Source organism: Paractinoplanes toevensis (assembly GCF_018332695.1).
GTDB lineage: Bacteria > Actinomycetota > Actinomycetes > Mycobacteriales > Micromonosporaceae > Actinoplanes > Actinoplanes toevensis.
In genome coordinates this window covers 124878-140410 of sequence record NZ_BOQN01000076.1, presented here as the reverse complement: position 1 = coordinate 140410, position 15533 = coordinate 124878, and the positions used below count along the sequence as shown (strand labels likewise).

The 15533-nt window shown below is 73.8% G+C and carries 15 protein-coding genes; all 15 read right to left on the bottom strand.

Features of this window, described 5'->3' with window-relative positions; all coding sequences use genetic code 11:
• Positions 1-705 (bottom strand): hypothetical protein (locus tag Ato02nite_RS30090; RefSeq protein ID WP_213010020.1); only part of this gene is annotated, 705 nt, incomplete at its 3' end.
• Entirely contained in the window at positions 702-2615 is a 1914-nt protein-coding gene (locus Ato02nite_RS30085; protein WP_213010019.1) for a phage tail protein I, read from the bottom strand. The genes Ato02nite_RS30090 and Ato02nite_RS30085, both read right to left, overlap by 4 nt.
• Positions 2615-4756 (bottom strand): putative baseplate assembly protein, encoded by a 2142-nt coding sequence (locus Ato02nite_RS30080; RefSeq protein ID WP_213010018.1) that lies wholly within the window; start codon positions 4754-4756, stop codon positions 2615-2617. The genes Ato02nite_RS30085 and Ato02nite_RS30080 overlap by 1 nt, the downstream gene beginning before the upstream one ends.
• 16 nt (positions 4757-4772) lie before the next feature.
• Entirely contained in the window at positions 4773-5141 is a 369-nt protein-coding gene (locus tag Ato02nite_RS30075; protein ID WP_213010017.1) for a GPW/gp25 family protein, read from the bottom strand.
• A gap of 24 nt (positions 5142-5165) precedes the next feature.
• Positions 5166-5969, bottom strand: a complete 804-nt coding sequence (locus Ato02nite_RS30070) for a hypothetical protein (RefSeq protein WP_213010016.1) — start codon at positions 5967-5969, stop codon at positions 5166-5168.
• A complete protein-coding gene (locus Ato02nite_RS30065; protein WP_246607563.1) occupies positions 5966-6682 on the bottom strand; it encodes a phage baseplate assembly protein V in 717 nt (238 codons plus the stop codon). Before Ato02nite_RS30065 ends, Ato02nite_RS30070 begins: the two co-directional genes overlap by 4 nt.
• Positions 6679-7767 (bottom strand): phage late control D family protein, encoded by a 1089-nt coding sequence (locus Ato02nite_RS30060; RefSeq protein WP_213010015.1) that lies wholly within the window; start codon positions 7765-7767, stop codon positions 6679-6681. Before Ato02nite_RS30060 ends, Ato02nite_RS30065 begins: the two co-directional genes overlap by 4 nt.
• Entirely contained in the window at positions 7760-7936 is a 177-nt protein-coding gene (locus Ato02nite_RS30055; RefSeq protein ID WP_213010014.1) for a hypothetical protein, read from the bottom strand. Before Ato02nite_RS30055 ends, Ato02nite_RS30060 begins: the two co-directional genes overlap by 8 nt.
• A 102-nt stretch (positions 7937-8038) precedes the next feature.
• A complete protein-coding gene (locus Ato02nite_RS30050; RefSeq protein ID WP_213010013.1) occupies positions 8039-9268 on the bottom strand; it encodes a CIS tube protein in 1230 nt (409 codons plus the stop codon).
• Positions 9265-9753, bottom strand: a complete 489-nt coding sequence (locus tag Ato02nite_RS30045) for a phage tail protein (protein ID WP_213010012.1) — start codon at positions 9751-9753, stop codon at positions 9265-9267. Before Ato02nite_RS30045 ends, Ato02nite_RS30050 begins: the two co-directional genes overlap by 4 nt.
• Positions 9750-11642: a phage tail sheath C-terminal domain-containing protein gene (locus Ato02nite_RS30040; protein ID WP_213010011.1), complete on the bottom strand. Its 1893-nt coding sequence runs from the start codon at positions 11640-11642 to the stop codon at positions 9750-9752. Before Ato02nite_RS30040 ends, Ato02nite_RS30045 begins: the two co-directional genes overlap by 4 nt.
• 4 nt (positions 11643-11646) lie before the next feature.
• Positions 11647-12102, bottom strand: coding sequence for a phage tail protein (locus Ato02nite_RS30035; protein ID WP_213010010.1), 456 nt, complete (start codon positions 12100-12102; stop codon positions 11647-11649).
• Between the two features lie 13 nt (positions 12103-12115).
• Complete coding sequence (locus tag Ato02nite_RS30030; RefSeq protein WP_213010009.1) at positions 12116-14014, bottom strand: phage tail sheath family protein; 1899 nt, start codon at positions 14012-14014, stop codon at positions 12116-12118.
• 16 nt (positions 14015-14030) lie between these two features.
• Positions 14031-14867, bottom strand: coding sequence for a hypothetical protein (locus Ato02nite_RS30025; protein ID WP_213010008.1), 837 nt, complete (start codon positions 14865-14867; stop codon positions 14031-14033).
• Entirely contained in the window at positions 14864-15445 is a 582-nt protein-coding gene (locus Ato02nite_RS30020; protein WP_213010007.1) for a Pvc16 family protein, read from the bottom strand. Before Ato02nite_RS30020 ends, Ato02nite_RS30025 begins: the two co-directional genes overlap by 4 nt.
• Between the last annotated feature and the right edge of the window lie 88 nt (positions 15446-15533).

Genomic DNA, 15533 nt, shown 5'->3' with positions numbered 1-15533 from the left:
GTTCGCCGCCCTTACGTTCGCCGCCCGAACGTTCGCCGCCCTTACGTTCGCCGCGAACGGGGCGGCGGGGGCGTTGACCCGGCTGTTCGATGCCGGGCTCGGGGACGCCTCGACGGCCGCCGGGCTGATCCGTACGCCGGTCACCGCAGCGGCCGCCGCCGGCCATCCGTCCCGGCCCAGCGCCCGGTGCAGGGCGGCCACCCCGGCCGCCTCGGCCGCCATGATGAGGACCCCGAGCGCATCGGCGCCCGACCGGTTCAGCGCCGCGACGATCGCCACCGCCGGCGCCGGACGAATTCCGGCATCGAGCAGCCCCACCTGCCGCCATGCCCAGGCGCGACCCCACCGTCCCCACGCGACCGACGTCACGAGGTCCACCGCGGCGGCCCGGACCGACGCGTACCGAACGATGTCGGCCTCTCCCCCGCCGTCCGCGAGAGCCTGCCGCACGGCCGCCGCCAGCGCCGCCGACCAGGCGGCGGCGATTCGGTCGTCGCCGGCCGCCGGGTCGACGCGCACCGGAACGTCGATCCGCCGCAGGCACCATTCGCCGCCGGGCAGCCCGGTGTCCGCGAGAGCGTCGTCCAGCCCGGCACCGGCGATCCGGTGCAGCAGCAGGTCGATCCGGCCGCGGTCCAGCGCCGGACTCAGCGTGGCGCTCAGCCGGTCGATCCACAGGTCGGTGCCGGTCGCCCGGCTGGTCACGGGCCACCGCCGAGCAGGCCTTCAATTCCCAGTGCGGAGTCGCCGACGACGAACGGCGTGCCGAGCGCACCGGCGAGCGCGACCGTGTTGGCCTGCACCCGCATGTCGTCGCCGACCCGCGGTCCGGCGCCGAGGTCGCGGATCTCCCACGAGGTGTGCGCGGGTGCGTGTTCGCGCAGGATGCGTTCGACCACTCGGTGGCGGTCGTCGTCGAGGTCGGCGCGCAGGTGGACGAGGAACCGGTGAGCCGGGTCCGGATCGCCGGGTATCCGCCACCGTTCGATGAGGGCGGGCGGATAGCCGAGGAAGATCTCCAGGATGCGGGCCAGCCCGGCCGGCGTGCCGCGCCGGGCGAAGAGCGGGTACGCCTCGGCGACGAGAGTCCGGCGGGCGGCTTCCGGCCAGCTCTCGTCGCCGGCCAGGCCGGCGAGTCCGGCGAGCCAGGGCAGCATCTCGGCCGGCGCCGTGGCCGGGTCGAGCAGCAGCGAGCGGGTCGCGGCCCGCTGGTCGGCGTCGTGCAGGAGACCTTCGGCGGGGGTGAGGAATCCGTACAGGAAATCGGCCGCGGCCGGCTCCCGCGACCAAGCCCGTGGCAGGTAGTCCAGCAGACGGTGGCCGGTGCGTTCGATGCGCACCGCGCGCACCCGCGGGGTGACCGCGCCGGTGCCGGTCAGGCGCAGGCCGATCCAGAGAAAGCGGCCCGGTGAGCCGGCTGCGGGCGCCTCGTACGTCTGGTAGGAGTCGCCGGCCCGCTCCCGCCGGTAGAGGGGCCGCCACGGCGCCTCGGCCCACAGGGTGGCCGGCGGAAGCGGTGGCGGGGACGCGTCCGGGTGGGCGATCGCGCTTCCGCGTTCCGGTGGCGCCGGGTCCAGTGGCTGGGCCACTTCGTCGTCGTCGGAGGTCAGCCCGGCGATCTCGAGATCGGTGCCGACCGGCAGGCAGGCTTCCAGGAGCACGCGGCCCCACCGGTTGCGGTACCGCCCGCTGTCCAGCCGATAGCTGACCAGCGTGCCGCCCGCCCGGTAACCGGCGGCCGACCCGGCCGTCCAGTCCACCCCGTCCGCGGTGGTGTACCCGACCGCACCGTCGGCGCTGACCGCCATCGCGCCGCCGTCGTACTGGTCGGCGCGGACCGGCTCGATCTCCCGCCAGGTGCCCTGGCGCGAGCTGAAACGGCGGAACGGCCGGGCCGGGTCGCGGCCGACGACCAGGATCCCGGCGGGTGTCACGGCCAGGTCGGTCGCGCCGTCCACCTCGAGGACGGTGCTGCCGTCGGTGCGGCAGATCATGGCCGCCCGGCCGGTCGGGTGCCGCCACAGCACGAGGAGCGCACCGTCCGGGCCGGCCACGAGCCGCCACGGCACCAGGCCGTCCGGGCAGCGGGGGCCGTCGAGGACGGCGGCGCGGAGGTCACTGCCGCGGCGGAGCCAGGCCACGCCGGGCGGGCCGTCGGTCAGCACCGCGACGTCGGGTCCGACCACGGCGAGGTCGACCGGCTGCCCGGGGCCGGCGTCGATGGTGGCGATCCGGTTCTGGGTCCAGAGGTCGGCGGTGATGATCTCGTCGTCCTGCGTGTGTGCGACGTACAGCCGCTGGGCCGCGTCGACGGCCAGGGAGATCGGGCGGCCCGGGTCGGCGGCCGGGAACGGCTCGGTGGTTCCGGAGGCGAGGTGCCGCCACACGTGCCCGGTGTCCGGACCGCGATTGACCAGCGCGTGTCCCCACTGGTCGAAGGCAAGACCGCAGCGTTCCGGCGGAGTCGGGGCCGGGGCCGCCGGCACGTCGTCGGGCCAGGTGAGCTGGATGCCGCCGGTGTCACCGGGGCCGGCGAAGACCGCGGTGCCGGTGTGCCGGCACCGGCTCCACTGGTCGACGTCGGTGAGGACGCTCAGGTCCCGCTCGGCGCTCATCAGCACTCGGACGGCGGGTAGGCCACGATGTGCCGGGTGGCGGGCGGGGGCGAGGCGGGCGCGGGATCGTCGGCGCCGGAGGTTCCGGCGGTCACCTCGAGGGCGCCGATCGCCGGCACCTCGAGCGGGCCGAGCTCCACGATGGACAGTGCGGTGGACTGGCCGGCCAGGCGCAGCGTGAGGCGGTCGATGTATTCGACGCCCTCGACCTGCCCGGCGACGGCCATCAGCTCGGCCGCCCGCACGGTCCGCCCGAGCGGCCAGCCCTGCCCGTCCGGCCCGTACGGGGGCAGGGGCGCCAGGTATTGCCGCAGGATCAGGTCGACCCAGCGCCGGACCGCGTCGATCTGGTAGCCGGGACGGGTGACGGCCCGGACGGCGAGGGTGAGGTTGCGGTAGGCGGGTGCGACGACCGCGATCCGGGTGGTGATCAGCCGGCGGGCGTCGAGGTAAAGAGCCACCCGGCGCAACAGTCCGGCGTCGGGCAGCGGCGCGTCCGGGTGCCGGGCGTCCTCGGTGGGGAAGACGACCACCGTGACCGCGCCGGCGACGGTCCGGCCGGGGTGCTCGGGGTCGGGGGTGGGCAGCGGCTCGGCCCGGCCCACTCCGGGCACCTCGAGGGTGAGGGCACGGAAGTCGTCGGGGGTGACCGCCCGGTCGCGCCGATGCACGGTCGCCGTCGCCTCGTCGAGCGCGGCGGAGAGGGTCTGGGCCTCGCCGCCGCCCCGCGCGGGCAGCGGGTTGCGCACCTTGACGCCACGGCCGTTCACGACCGCGGTGATCGCCTCGGCCGCGACGTTGCCGGCCGCCCCACCGCCGTACCGGTAGGACAGCACCCGGATTCGGTCGCCGATCTGCGGCCGGCGGGTGTTCGGGCCGCCGAAGTGGATGATGCCGGGCACGCTCTCCACCCGATAGTGCCGGTCGTTCTCGCGGCTGTGACTCAGTTCGCGGACCTCCTGCCAGGTCTGCCAGCCGCCGACCTCCTCGACCTCCAGCCGTACGGTCCCGGGAATGACGCCGGGCTTGGTCAGCGGGTAGCTCTGGCCGGCGTCGCCGGTTCCGGTGCCCAGCAGTTCCGCGGCCGTGACGGTGCGGGTCTGCTCGGCGTCGACGGCGTTGGCGCCGACCCAGCGCACCCGGGGCATCGGCGGCAGCGGCTGGTCGCCGGGCGGGAGCGGGCGGGTCGCCCGCAGCCACGCGACGACGTTTCGGGCGAGGTCGGCGGGCACGGTCGGCGGGTCGTCCTCGGCACCGCGGGTGGTGTCCGGCGCGGTGCGGTCCGGTGCCGGGAAGTCGGGCGGCAGTTCCAGCTGGACGACGCCGGTGCCGGTCAGACCGCGGGTGGTGTCGTGCAGCACGGTGACGTCGGTGAACTGGCCGGGGCCGGCCCAGAACTGCCACCGCATCCCGGGCGGGTCGGCGGCGAACGGGAGTCCGGGTTCGAGGCCGGGCCCCTGCAACTCATCGAGCGAGTCGTCGACCGCGATGCCGAGGAAGACCGACTGCCCGCCGAGCAGCCGCGGGTCGGTCTGCCGGATCCTGGTCAACGCCACCCACAGGGCGTGGTCGGCGGTGGCCTCGGCGTCGAGCGGGCCGCCGCCGTCCGGCTTGTCGGGCAGCACGGTGGTCTCGTAGGCGATCGAGCCCTGCACGTCGGCCGCGGTGGACGGCAGCTTGGCCCGCCGTAGCGCGTCGAGCAGACGTTGCCGCTCCTCGGGACTGGCCGCCGCCCCGGTGACCCGGACGACCTTGCCCGCGCCGGCAGCACCGATCGGCCAGACGTACACCTCGTCGGTGGTCTCGAATTCGACGCTGCCGGCGCGCAGGCCGGTGCGGGCGAGCAGCTGTGTCCCGGCCGGATCGGTGGTGCTCGCGGCGACCAGGGTGCCGGCCGGGACGGCAGGCCGTGGTTCCGCGCCGAGCAGGCTGAGGAAGGCGGACTTGGTGGCGTCCGGGATCTGGTTGAGCCGGAACAGCACGCTCTCGCCGAGGTAGGCGAACAGTTCGAGCAGGGCGATGCCGGGGTCGCTCTCGTTGTGGTCGGTCCACTCCGGAGCGTAGACGCGGATCCGGTCGATCAGCTCCCGCCGGAGGTCCTCGTACGACCGGTCGTCCAGGATGGGCCGGATCAGCGGCATCGCTCGGCACCTCCGGTCAGCGCAGGTAGAAGGGGAAGACGAGGTTGTCCGGACGCTGGTCGAGCAGCTGAACGTAGGAGATGTCGATCCAGACAAGTGCAGGATCGTCGCCAGCCGTCACCGCAACGTTCGTCAGCTGGATCCGCGGCTCCCACCGGGACAGCGCCTCGGTCACGTCCTCCTGGACGGCGGCCCGGGTGACCGCACTGTTCGGCGCCATCAGGTAGCGGCGCAGGCCGCAGCCGAAGGCCGGGAGCATGATGCGCTCCCCCGGTTCGGTGTCGAGGATGATGCCGATCGACTGCCGGACCAGGTCGAGACCGCTGACGAAGGCGAACGGTGCGACGGGGAACCGGAATCCGGTGCCGAGCCAGTCGGTCGTCATTCGCCGATGCTGCGCCGGACGGCGTCACCCGCCCGTCGCGGGCATCCGCAGCGGTGCGATCCGGAACGGCGCCCCGGGCACGCTGACCGCGCGGCCGGGCGGGCATCCGGGGTTGGTCCACCGGGCCACGCAGTGCATCCGGTAGGTCCAGCGGTGGTCCGGCTGCGCCACCTCGAGGATCGGCGCATCGGTCGGCAGAGATCCAAACCATTGATTTCGTACGGGATCAGGGCGCCGCCACGTCGGATATTCCCGCTCGCCGGCGATCCGGTGCAAATGCCAGACCGGGCTCACCGGCGTCCAGCCACCCGGGTCCACCAGCGCCTGCCGGACCCGGGTGGCTCCCCGGCGGCGCATGAGTCGCCGGTACCGCAGCCGCCGCGCCGGCGGGATGAAGGCCTCCGCGGACAGCAGGTCCAACAGATCGTCGGCGCTCAGCTCGCGGGCGGTGTCGGCCGCGATCCCGCGGGCGAGCCGGAGCAGGCGCGGACCGGGCACGACGTCGTACCGTTCGCGCCGGATCACCAGCCGCACCTCGACGTCGCGAACGTCGCCGGCCGGCGGAAACCCGGGCCCGGGGCCGACCAGCTCGGTCGCGACGGCGTAGAAGCGATCCTGGTTGGGCTGGAACGCGGTCGGGTGCGGCACCGGGAAGCGCCTCGATCGCGGCCCTCGCAGGTCGTCGGGAAGCGCCGGCACGAAGTAGCCCCACAGCTCCGGCGGGCCGAGCCCCGGGCCGGCCGGGACGGCCAGAAAGTCCGGCACCCAGAGCGGCTTGTCGTAGCGCACCACCACCGGCGCGCGCAGCCGGTAGACCGGCGGGCTCACAGCATGTTCCCCACGCCCGGCGAGTACGACGGTGACACCACCGACGTGGTGGCGATGATCGTGGTGGCCTGCAGCACCCCGCTGAAGGTGGCCATCGGCGCGGACACGCTGACCATCGGCGCCGTGACGGTCACCTGCACATTCCCGTTGACCTGCACCGCGGTTGCGGTCAGCGTGACCGAGCAGCCCAGCGCGTGCGACACGGTGAGCTGGGTCCGGTCCATGGTCACGTGGTGCCCGGCGGCGGTGCGCACCTCGGCGGAGCCGCCGGAGTCGTCCAGGACGACCCTGTTCCCGCCGCTGGTGGTCACGGTGATCTTCGCGCCGGCGGCGCCGTCGTCGAACTCGAGGCTGCTGCCTGAACGGGTCTTCAAAACCCGCAGGTCGTTCGCCTCGGTCGGCGATTCCGGCTGGCTGCGAGCCCCGTTCCAGGCACAACCGATGACGTACGGGCGGCGCAGGTTCCCGGCCTCGAACGCGACCACCACCTGGCTGTCCACCTCCGGCACGATCTGCAGACCCTGCTGGTTGTCGGCGTACGGCGAGCACAACGTCGCCCAGGCCCGCACATCCCGGTCGCCGTCCGCGCCGAGCCACGGAAAGCGCACCTCGACCCGGCCCAGCGAATCGGGGTCGACCAGGTCGGTGACGAGTGCGGGATAGACGCCGAAGTAGCCGGGTGCGCTGCCGTCGGCGGGCGTGGGCATGCTCATCGGCTCACCTCGTTGAGGCTGGGCCGCTCGGCCTCGAACCGGGTCCGGAAGCCCTGCGGCGGATCGAACAGGTGGCAGACCTTGGTGACGTAGTACCCCGACCCGTCGAACGGCGCCCCGACGTGCCGCAGCGTCAGCCGGCTCCCGACCACCATCTCGGGCGAACCGCGGGTGGTGCCGTGCACGGTGACGAACCGGCGGGCCCGGCGCAGCATCTCGGCCCGGGCCCAGGCGGTCGCCTCGTCGGCGGTGAGTGCCGCCTCGCGGACCCGGTAGCTGACCGCGTCGCCGAGCGCCTTGGCCACCAGGCGTGGCCCGGCCCGGCCGGCGGTGATCTCGGCGTCCGCGACGTCGGCCCCGGCCCGCTCCTCGATGGTCTTGCCCGAGGTCGCGTCGTAGCCGGTCACCACCACGCTGCTGCGCTGCTCGGCGAGGTCGGCGGTGAGCCGGGCGCTGAGCAGGTCGACGCCCTGGGTGAGGGTGAGCGCGGTGCCGGTCCGGTCGGTGCGCGAGCGGAAGTGCAGGGTGCGACCGGTCGCCCACAGCTCGGCCCGGATCAGGCGGGCCCGGTCGCGCAGGAAGGCCAGGTCGCTCTGGTTCCACTGCTGGACGACGTCGTAACGGGGCCCGTCGGCCTGCACGTCGGCGCTCAGCCCGTGCTCACCGGCCAGTTCGGCGGCGATGTCGGCGTCGGTGGCATCGACGTAGGTGCGCATCCGGCGGGTCATCCGTAGCCGCATCAGCGCGTCCTCGGCCAGCACCACCACGGTCGGCGGGTCACCGTCCCCGAAGACCGCCTCCAGTGCCGACACCTGCCCCTCGAAGACGTGCCGCTGGTTGCCCTCCGGCCCGATGGTCACCCGCACCGACCGTCCGAAGTCGACGGTCGCCCCGTCGAGGTGGTACATCGCGCCGGGCGGCCCGGTCGCGTGCCCGCCGACCGCGATGAACTCGGCCTGCATCCGTTTCAGCCCGTCGACGCCCTCGGTGACCTCGAGCCGGGCGCAGTCGCGGGCCAGCGGCCGGATCAGTTCCCCGTCGACGGTGAAGACCGGCGCCACCGCGGAGAACATCGGCTCAGTCATCGAATGCCTCGGCGGCGAGCCGGGCGGCCAGGTCCCGTGCTCGTTGGATCTCGTCGCGGACGTGCTCGGCGAGCTGGGCCCGGTGGGCCGGATCCGGGCCGGGTGGCGCGGACGGGGCGCCGGCCGCCGCGGTGACGTCGGAGTGCACCTCCGAGATGTGCACGCTCATGGCGCCAGCGTCGCCCGCCGGCCGTCACCGCGTCGTCGCCGGTGAAACCGAGAACGGCCCGCCTCACCGTGTCGTCGCCGGTGAAACCGAGAACGGCCCGCCTCACCGGGTCGTCGCCGGTGGCACCCAGGACGGCCCGGTGACCGGCATCGGCGGGGGCGCACCGCACGACGGCGCCCGGCCGGCGATGGCGCGCAGCGGGACGGACCGGCCGTAGGTGAGCGAGCGCGGATCGACTCCGGTCGGCGCGGTCGCAGCGGCCGCTGCGGTCGCCGGCAGGGCGAACGCCGACCGGGCGGCCTGTGCCTCGGCGGCGGCCCGCTGGGCGACGATCTGGGCCGCGGCGGCCGCGATCCCGCCCGCCGCCGCGAGCGCGAACCCGGCGGCCCGCTGGGCGTCCCGCCCGGCCGTGGCGACGTCACCGGCCGCGGCCCGCACCGCACCGCTCGCGTCGGTCACCGCCGCACCGGCCGCGGTGAGCCCGAGCGCGGCGGCGAGCCGGCCCGGGTCGCTGTTGGCCCCGGCCGAGGTGAAGCCGGACGCGGTGCCGACGGCGCTGGTGGCCGCGGCCAGCTCCGGGCCGACGGTGATCGGGGCACCCTCGGGCAGGGTCAGCGGATCGTCCTGTCCGCCCATCAGCGAGCGCCAGGCCGCCGGATTGGCTCCGATCCGGGCGGCGAGTTGAGCGGCACTCTCCGAGTTACGGGCCACCTCGACCTTGCGTACCGAAGAGGTACCGGACGTGCCCGGTCCGGCCGGCGCGCCGGCCGCCTGGGCCGGATCGGTGCCGTCGTCCGCGTCCCGCCCGGCCGGACCCTTGCGGGCCTGCTCGATCCGCTGGTCGATGCCCTGCATGGTGACGGTGAGCTTGGCCCGCGCGGGGGTGCTGTCCGGCGGGAGGAAGTAGGTGAGGTCCTCGCTGAGCGAGGTCACCGCACCGGAGAAGCGCAGGGTGCCGAACACGAACAGGACAGCCGGCGGCGCGGCTTTGGTGCCGTTGGCCGGCGCCTCGACGAACTGGCGCACCTGCTGGGTGAGGGTCCGGACGTCGACCGCGGTCCGGGCGTCGCCCATCTCGGTGGTGTCGAACTCCAGGTCGAAACTCAGCGACGCCTTGCCGACCCCGGTGTGCTGCCGGTTCTCGCTGCCGGCCGTCTTGCCGCCGACGTCGAGGCTGCCGGTGTGCTGCAGCCGCAGGGTGGCCGGATTGAACGGGACGATGATCGGGGCGCCGTCGGTCTCCCGGGTGCTGTTCTCGCCGGCCTTGCCGCCGGGGCTGGTCTTGAGCCGGAACAGGTGGGCCCGGCCTTCCGGAATGGCGGCGGCGGTCATCTGCGAGCCTCTCCGGGCGAATCGAGGTGCAGTCCCTCGTGGGCGATGTGCAGCTCCTCCACGGCGACCTCGCCGGTGCGCGCGTCGAGGGTCGGACCGGAGATCTTCACCGGCAGGCCGCGTTCGAATTGCCAGACCGCCATGGCCTCCTCGCCGAACGGCGGCATGACGGTGATGACGCCGTCGTAGCGCCGGACCGGCCGCGCGCCGGCGATGGTCTCCCGGAACCAGTCCCACAGCTCGGTGCCGGCCTGGCCGTTGCGGGTCGGCGCGAACATGCCGCGTTTGAGCACGATCGGCACCAGCTTCACCCGGCCGGGCAAGCGGGTGACCCGGTCGTTCACCCCACCCTGGAGGATCTCGTGCAGGTCGGCGTCGAGGCTCAGCCCGGAGCACTCGGAGAAGCCGCCGTCGCCGAGGGCCGCGCCACCGCCGACGGCGTTCAGCGCGACGTGAAAACTGAAGGCGCGCAACAGTTCGGTCATCGGGCCTCCTCGGCGACGCTCACGCTGCCGTTGGCGGCCAGGGCGAAGCGCAGCAGGATGTACTCGATCGGTTCGCTGGGGTTCACCCCGACCTCGATGACCAGCCGGCCCTGTTCCACCGTGCGAAGCGGATTCAGCGTGTCGTCGCAGTGCACGAAGAACGCCTCCGCCTCGGACGTACCGTTCAGTGCCCCGGCCCGGAACAGCTCGGCCAGCAGCGCCGTCACCTGCAGCCGCAGGGAGGTCCGCAGGGCGGTGGTGTTCGCGTCGAACAGCGCGGTCTCCAGCCGGCGGGTAACGGCGAGCCGCACCCAGGTCATCAGGCGGCGCACGCTCAGCTGCCGATAGGCCGGATCGGACGACAGGGTACGGGCGCCGAGCAGCCGTACGCCGTCCCGCTCCGGCCGGAACGCGTTGATCCCGGCCCGGTGCAGGACGCCGTGCAACTCCTCGGTCAGCACGTCGGCCACCCCGATCGCGTCGGCGGCGAGCTCGTTGGCCGGGCCGGTGGCCACCCCGGACCGCAGTTCCCGGGCGGCGATGATGCCCGCCGCGAACGGCGACGGCGGCGCGATCACGCTGGTGCCGTCGGCCCGGACCAGCCGTAGCCACGGGTGGTAGGCCGCGACCCGGTCGCTGTCGAAGGCCGCCCGCCAGGTGAGGATCTGGGTGCCGCGCAGGTGCGGCGGCACGTCGAGCAGGGCGATGGCCGGCCGGTCCGGGCCGGTCCGGGCGACCAGCCCGCGCTGGCGGGCGAGGATCTCGGTGTCGTCGTCCAGCACTCCGGGCCGCGCGGGCGGCGGCGGTTCGGGCGTCGCCGGATCCGGTGGGGTGCAGGGCGCGAACCGGGGGCGGTACCGGTGCGTGGGCGAGGTCGGCTCCACCGTCGGCGCGGGGGCCGGATCCGGCGCGTGCAGGAGGTCGGGCACCACGAGCAGGCCGAGCTCGCCGGCCAGCTCGTCCAGCGCGTCGACGCCGTACCGCACGGCGGGCGGGTCGTCGGGATCCGGCTCGGGCGGCGGATATCCGCCCGCGCTCACGACGTCGAAGAACGAGCCGCCGGTGATCTGCTCGTACCGGTCGCGGCCGGCCGCCTCGACGCCGGTCAGCGCCGGCGACAGGTCCGGGGTGGCCGGTTCGAGCCGGCCGGCCCAGGTGCCGGCCGGCCGCACCACCAGGGACTGCTCCGTCAGGATCGTGGCCATCCAGCGCGGATGCTCCGGGCTGAGGCCGAGGCCGTCGTGCCGTTCGGTCGGCGGCCCGTCCGGATCGGCCGACGAGACGGTGACCGAGGCGGTGATCACCTCCGCGGTGGAGGCTTCCGCCGGGATCGGCCGGTCGAGGGTCAGCACCGGATCGTGGCCGGTCACCCAGCGCAGGACCGGGTTCGCACCGATCCGCAGCAGTGAGCCGACCGGCACGGCGACACCGGCCGGCGGCGTGCTGACGCCCGCCGCGGCGACCGGGAACCGGCCGGTCACCACCAGATCGGCCCGTACGGTCAGCCGGTTGCCCCAGCTGCCCTCGTCGCGGGCGGCGAGCCGGACCGGCCCGCCGCCGAAGGTCAGCTCCGGCCCGAACCGCAGCACCGTGACCGCCGAGTCGTCCACGGCCCGTGGGGCCACCCGGACGATCCACGCCCGCGCGCCGCCCTGCCGGAAGAACGCCGCCACCGCGTCGGCGAGCCGCCCCGGATATCCGGGTGCCTGCGCCCCGAACCGCCGGACGTACTCGGCCCAGGTCTGCACGGCGACCGGCTCGTTCACCGGGCCGCGCGGCGCGATCCCGACGATGCCGGCGACGTCGAGCCGGATCGGCTGACCGGGCGGCGGCCCGGACGCGACCGGCGCCGGATAGACGCCGGGCGCGCCGAGCTGGACGACGGTCATCGGCCTACAGGCTCTCGAAGTCGACGCGCTCGGCCACCAGGTGCAGTTCCTCCATCGCCACCTCGCCGCCGCCCTTGCCGGCCAGGGTCGGGCCCACCCACTTCTTCGGCTGGGCGAACTTCAGGGTCCACGCGCAGACCGGGGCGCCGGCCTCGTCGTGCAGGATCACCTGGACCGTACGGGGATCGAAGCGCCCTTCCCGGGTCGCCTGCAGCCACTCGAACAGCCGCAGGTCGCCGATCACTCCGCGCTTGAGTGTCACGTCGTCGGTGGAGTTGGTGTTGGCGACCTTGCGGACGTGGTTCTCCTTGTCGTTGCCGTTGCGGTACTCGGCGAACTTGACCTCGTTGCCCAGCCCGCTGACGTCGGAGAAACCGCCGGCGATGGTCTCCTCCCCGCCGGCCTGACCGAGCTTCACCATGAACTTGAATGCGCTGTACGGGTTGTCCCTGGTAGCCATGTGTCGTCACTCCTCAGCTGCGCTGCGCGTCCGCGGTCCACTGGCCGATCCGGAAGATCACGAACTCGGCGGGGTAGGTCGGCGCCACCCCGACCAGGCAGATCAGCCGGCCGTTGTCGAGATCGTTCTGGCTCATCGTGGACCGGTCGCAACGCACGAAGTACGCCTCCTCCGGCCGGCTGCCCAGCAGCGCGCCGTCCCGCCAATGGATGAACAGGAAGTCCTCCACCGAACGCCGGATCGACGTCCACAGCCGCTCGTTGTTGGGCTCGAACACCGCCCACTGGGTGGCCTTCTCGATCGAGTGCTCGAGGAAGATGAACAGCCGCCGGACGTTGACGTACTTCCACTCCGGGTCGGAGCTGAGCGTGCGCGCACCCCAGACCCGGTTGCCGCGGCCGGGGAACAACCGCAGCGCGTTGATGCCCTCCGGGTTGAGGGTGGACTGCCGGTCGAAGGTCACGTTGGTCTCGATCTTCCGGATCCCGCGGATCACCTCGTTGGCCGGCGCCTTGTAGACCCCGCGTTCGATGTCGCTGCGCGCGTAGATGCCGGTCACGAACCCGGACGGGGGCAGCCGCAGGACCGGTGGCGGCGAGCCGGCGTCCGGTACGACGGTGGGATCGATGATCTCGACCCACGGGTAGTAGAGCGCGGCGTACTTCGAGTCGAACTGGGCCCGGAACTGCCGCACGTCGGAGATCGAGCTGTCCGGCGGCGGGTCCACCACCGCGATCCGGTATCGCTGCCGCTCGGCGTGCTCGATCAGCAGGCCGACCGCGGTCATGTCCGCGCCGAACCGCACCGAGTCCGGCATCGCCACGATCGCGACGTCGTCGATGTCGGTGAGCGCGTTCAGCCCGGTGGCGCCCTTGCGGGGATCGTCCGGGTCGGCCTGCTCGCCGGCGAAGTCACCGACGGCGAGGTCCGCGCCGTCGCTGCCGCCCACGGACAGGAAGCCCTGGCTGTCGTCATCGAGCAGATCGGCCAGCAGGGTGGCGGCGGCCGCGATCGGGCCGGGTGCGTTCGGGTCGACCGGGTCGTCCGGGTCCGGGATCGGCAGGCGCAGCCACACCAGGGCCAGGTCGTCGGCGGCGTCCTTGAGCCCGAGTGCCCGGGTCACCGCCCGCGGATGGTCCGGGTGGACCGCCAGTTCGGTGTAGACGTCGGATCGGCCGGCCCAGGTGACCACGACCTGCAGCTGGAGGAGGTACGCCCTGGTGTCGTCGCCGATCTCCACCGCGCCGTCGTCGTCGGTCAGCCGCAGGTCGTCACCGATGCGCTGGACGAGCCGGACGTCGTCCGGGTCGGGCGGTCCGGTCGGGATCGCCTCCTCGTCCGACACCTGCACCAGGTCGAACGGCCGTACCGTGCTGAGCCGGAGGAACGCGCCGTCGCCATCCCGGACGACGACGTTGCGGCCCCGCCGTACGGTCACCTCGATCTTGATGTCTCGCCCGGCCGACCCGGGCCAGCGGGCCTGCCAGGCCGGGCGGGGCGGTGGTACGGCGCCCGGCCCGCCCGCCGGTTCGGGCCCGACCGGCCGCCGCGCGAAGCAGGCGTCGAAATCCTCGTCGTCGATCGCCCCGTCGGCGGCGCGCGGGAAGTTGAACACCCGCGACACGTACAGCCGGCGGCCGCCGTTGGCGAAGTACGCCCGGGCCGCGAAGGCCAGGTAGTTGGTGCCGTCCTTGACCGGCCCCAGGCCACCGAAGGCGCGCTCGTACTCGCCGTAGCTGGTGATCAGGGGCGGCGGCTGAACGACGTACTCGTCGGCGTTGAACCGATAGGAGATCGGCCCGTACCGGGTCAGGCCGGCCATGCCCAGCGTGCTGGTGGCCACGCCTTCGATGGACCTCGCCCGGAAGCTGGTCTCCTCCACGTAGACGGCTGGGGTCAGATACTCGGGCACGCTCGGCCTCCTCGGCTCACTGCGGGTCGAATTCCAGGGTGTTGATCTCCGATGCCGGCCGGCCGACGGCCAGCCGGATGCGGTGCACGGTCTGCCCGGCCACGAACGTGGCCGGCGGCCGGACCCCGCGCAGGAGCGGGTTGTCGAGCTCGGCGTCGGCCGCCGGGTTCGAGGAGCGGGCCACCTTCTCCAGCGGCAGGCTGTCGAACCGGTGCGCGGCCTGCGCCACCGGCTCGATCGCCGGGTCGGCCAGCACGACCAGATCGAGGTCGAGCCGGCCCACCGCGATCTGCCGCGGGCCGGCCACGACGAGCAGGAACTCGCCACGCTCGTCGGCGGACGTGTGCACGTCCGGCTGCCCGGGCTCGCTCGCGACGATCCGGGCCCACGGCACCGGTAGGCCGGCCCGGACGATCCGGCCCCGGGCGGCCGTCGCGGCCGGCGGGATCGGCGCCGCGACCCCGGGCATCAGCCAGGGCCGGAACACCCGGCTGAAGACCGGCAGGTCGGTGCCGGTGCGCTCGATCGCGGTGATTTCCTTCAGGGTCCACAGCGGAATCTCGAAGCGGCGCGGCGCGAACCGCCGGCGGCGATCCCAGAGCCGGATCCGGGCCGGGGAGACGACCTGCGGGCCGTACCGCAGCCGGAACCGCCCGCCGAGACTCGGTTCGAGCGGCCGGCCCGGTGGCACCGGCTCGTACGGATCGGCCCGCCGCCGGCCGTAGTCCTGCTCGCGCTCCACGATCAGCTCGGCCGAGCCGATCCGCCGGCCGGTGAGCGTGTCGAACGGCTCAACGCCCAGCGCCAGCCGGTGCAGGATGGTGACCGGGGTGTCGGTGCCGGAGACGTTCATAGCCCGGCACCCACGCTGCTGACCGGCGCGGCGGTCGGCTGCCGGGCTCCCGAGATCATGATCACCCGGGCCACGTACGGCAGGCACAGCCGGTATTTGGTGATGAGCGCCTGGAACGCCTCGGACATGGTGTCGAGGCTGAGATTGTCGGTGACGATCTGGACGGCCTCGCCCGGGGTCCACTCACCGTCGGTGTGCAGCATCGGCCCGGTCAGGATCGGTTCGCTCTCCAGCAGGCGGGCGGTCAGGCCCAGCCAGGCCAGCTCGAACTCGACGTTGTTGTCGAACGCGAACACCAGGATGTGCATCCGCAGCGGCAGATGCGGTACGCCGTCGGCGGTGCTCACCGCCGACCAGCCCGCCCGGGTCTCACCGTCCACCGACACGCGATAGCAGTACAGCGCGACCGCGGGGATCTGGATGTTCGCGTTGGGCGTGCCCACCTTGTCGAGGTCGTCGCTGGTGACCAGTTGGACGGCCGGCCGGCGCTGGCCGCCGGGCAGCACCTCCCCGATCCGCCGGTCGAGCAGCTCGACGAGGCTGCGCGCGACGGAGGCGAGAGCTTGGTAACCGGCCATGCCCGGAAGCATCCGGCCGCGCCGTCACCGGCTCGTCGCCGCTGATCGGCCTGGCGACGCGCCCGCGACGCGCCGGTGACATCGGCTG

Excerpts from the sequence above, each read along its gene's own strand:
- Ato02nite_RS30080 (WP_213010018.1), bottom strand. The coding sequence starts at position 4,756 with ATGCCGCTGATCCGGCCCATCCTGGACGACCGGTCGTACGAGGACCTC.
- Ato02nite_RS30055 (WP_213010014.1), bottom strand. The coding sequence starts at position 7,936 with ATGAGCGTGCACATCTCGGAGGTGCACTCCGACGTCACCGCGGCGGCC.
- Ato02nite_RS30020 (WP_213010007.1), bottom strand. The coding sequence starts at position 15,445 with ATGGCCGGTTACCAAGCTCTCGCCTCCGTCGCGCGCAGCCTCGTCGAG.
- Ato02nite_RS30085 (WP_213010019.1), bottom strand. The coding sequence starts at position 2,615 with ATGAGCGCCGAGCGGGACCTGAGCGTCCTCACCGACGTCGACCAGTGG.
- Ato02nite_RS30065 (WP_246607563.1), bottom strand. The coding sequence starts at position 6,682 with ATGAGCATGCCCACGCCCGCCGACGGCAGCGCACCCGGCTACTTCGGC.
- Ato02nite_RS30060 (WP_213010015.1), bottom strand. The coding sequence starts at position 7,767 with ATGACTGAGCCGATGTTCTCCGCGGTGGCGCCGGTCTTCACCGTCGAC.
- Ato02nite_RS30040 (WP_213010011.1), bottom strand. The coding sequence starts at position 11,642 with ATGACCGTCGTCCAGCTCGGCGCGCCCGGCGTCTATCCGGCGCCGGTC.
- Ato02nite_RS30050 (WP_213010013.1), bottom strand. The coding sequence starts at position 9,268 with ATGACCGCCGCCGCCATTCCGGAAGGCCGGGCCCACCTGTTCCGGCTC.
- Ato02nite_RS30045 (WP_213010012.1), bottom strand. The coding sequence starts at position 9,753 with ATGACCGAACTGTTGCGCGCCTTCAGTTTTCACGTCGCGCTGAACGCC.
- Ato02nite_RS30025 (WP_213010008.1), bottom strand. The coding sequence starts at position 14,867 with ATGAACGTCTCCGGCACCGACACCCCGGTCACCATCCTGCACCGGCTG.
- Ato02nite_RS30035 (WP_213010010.1), bottom strand. The coding sequence starts at position 12,102 with ATGGCTACCAGGGACAACCCGTACAGCGCATTCAAGTTCATGGTGAAG.
- Ato02nite_RS30075 (WP_213010017.1), bottom strand. The coding sequence starts at position 5,141 with ATGACGACCGACTGGCTCGGCACCGGATTCCGGTTCCCCGTCGCACCG.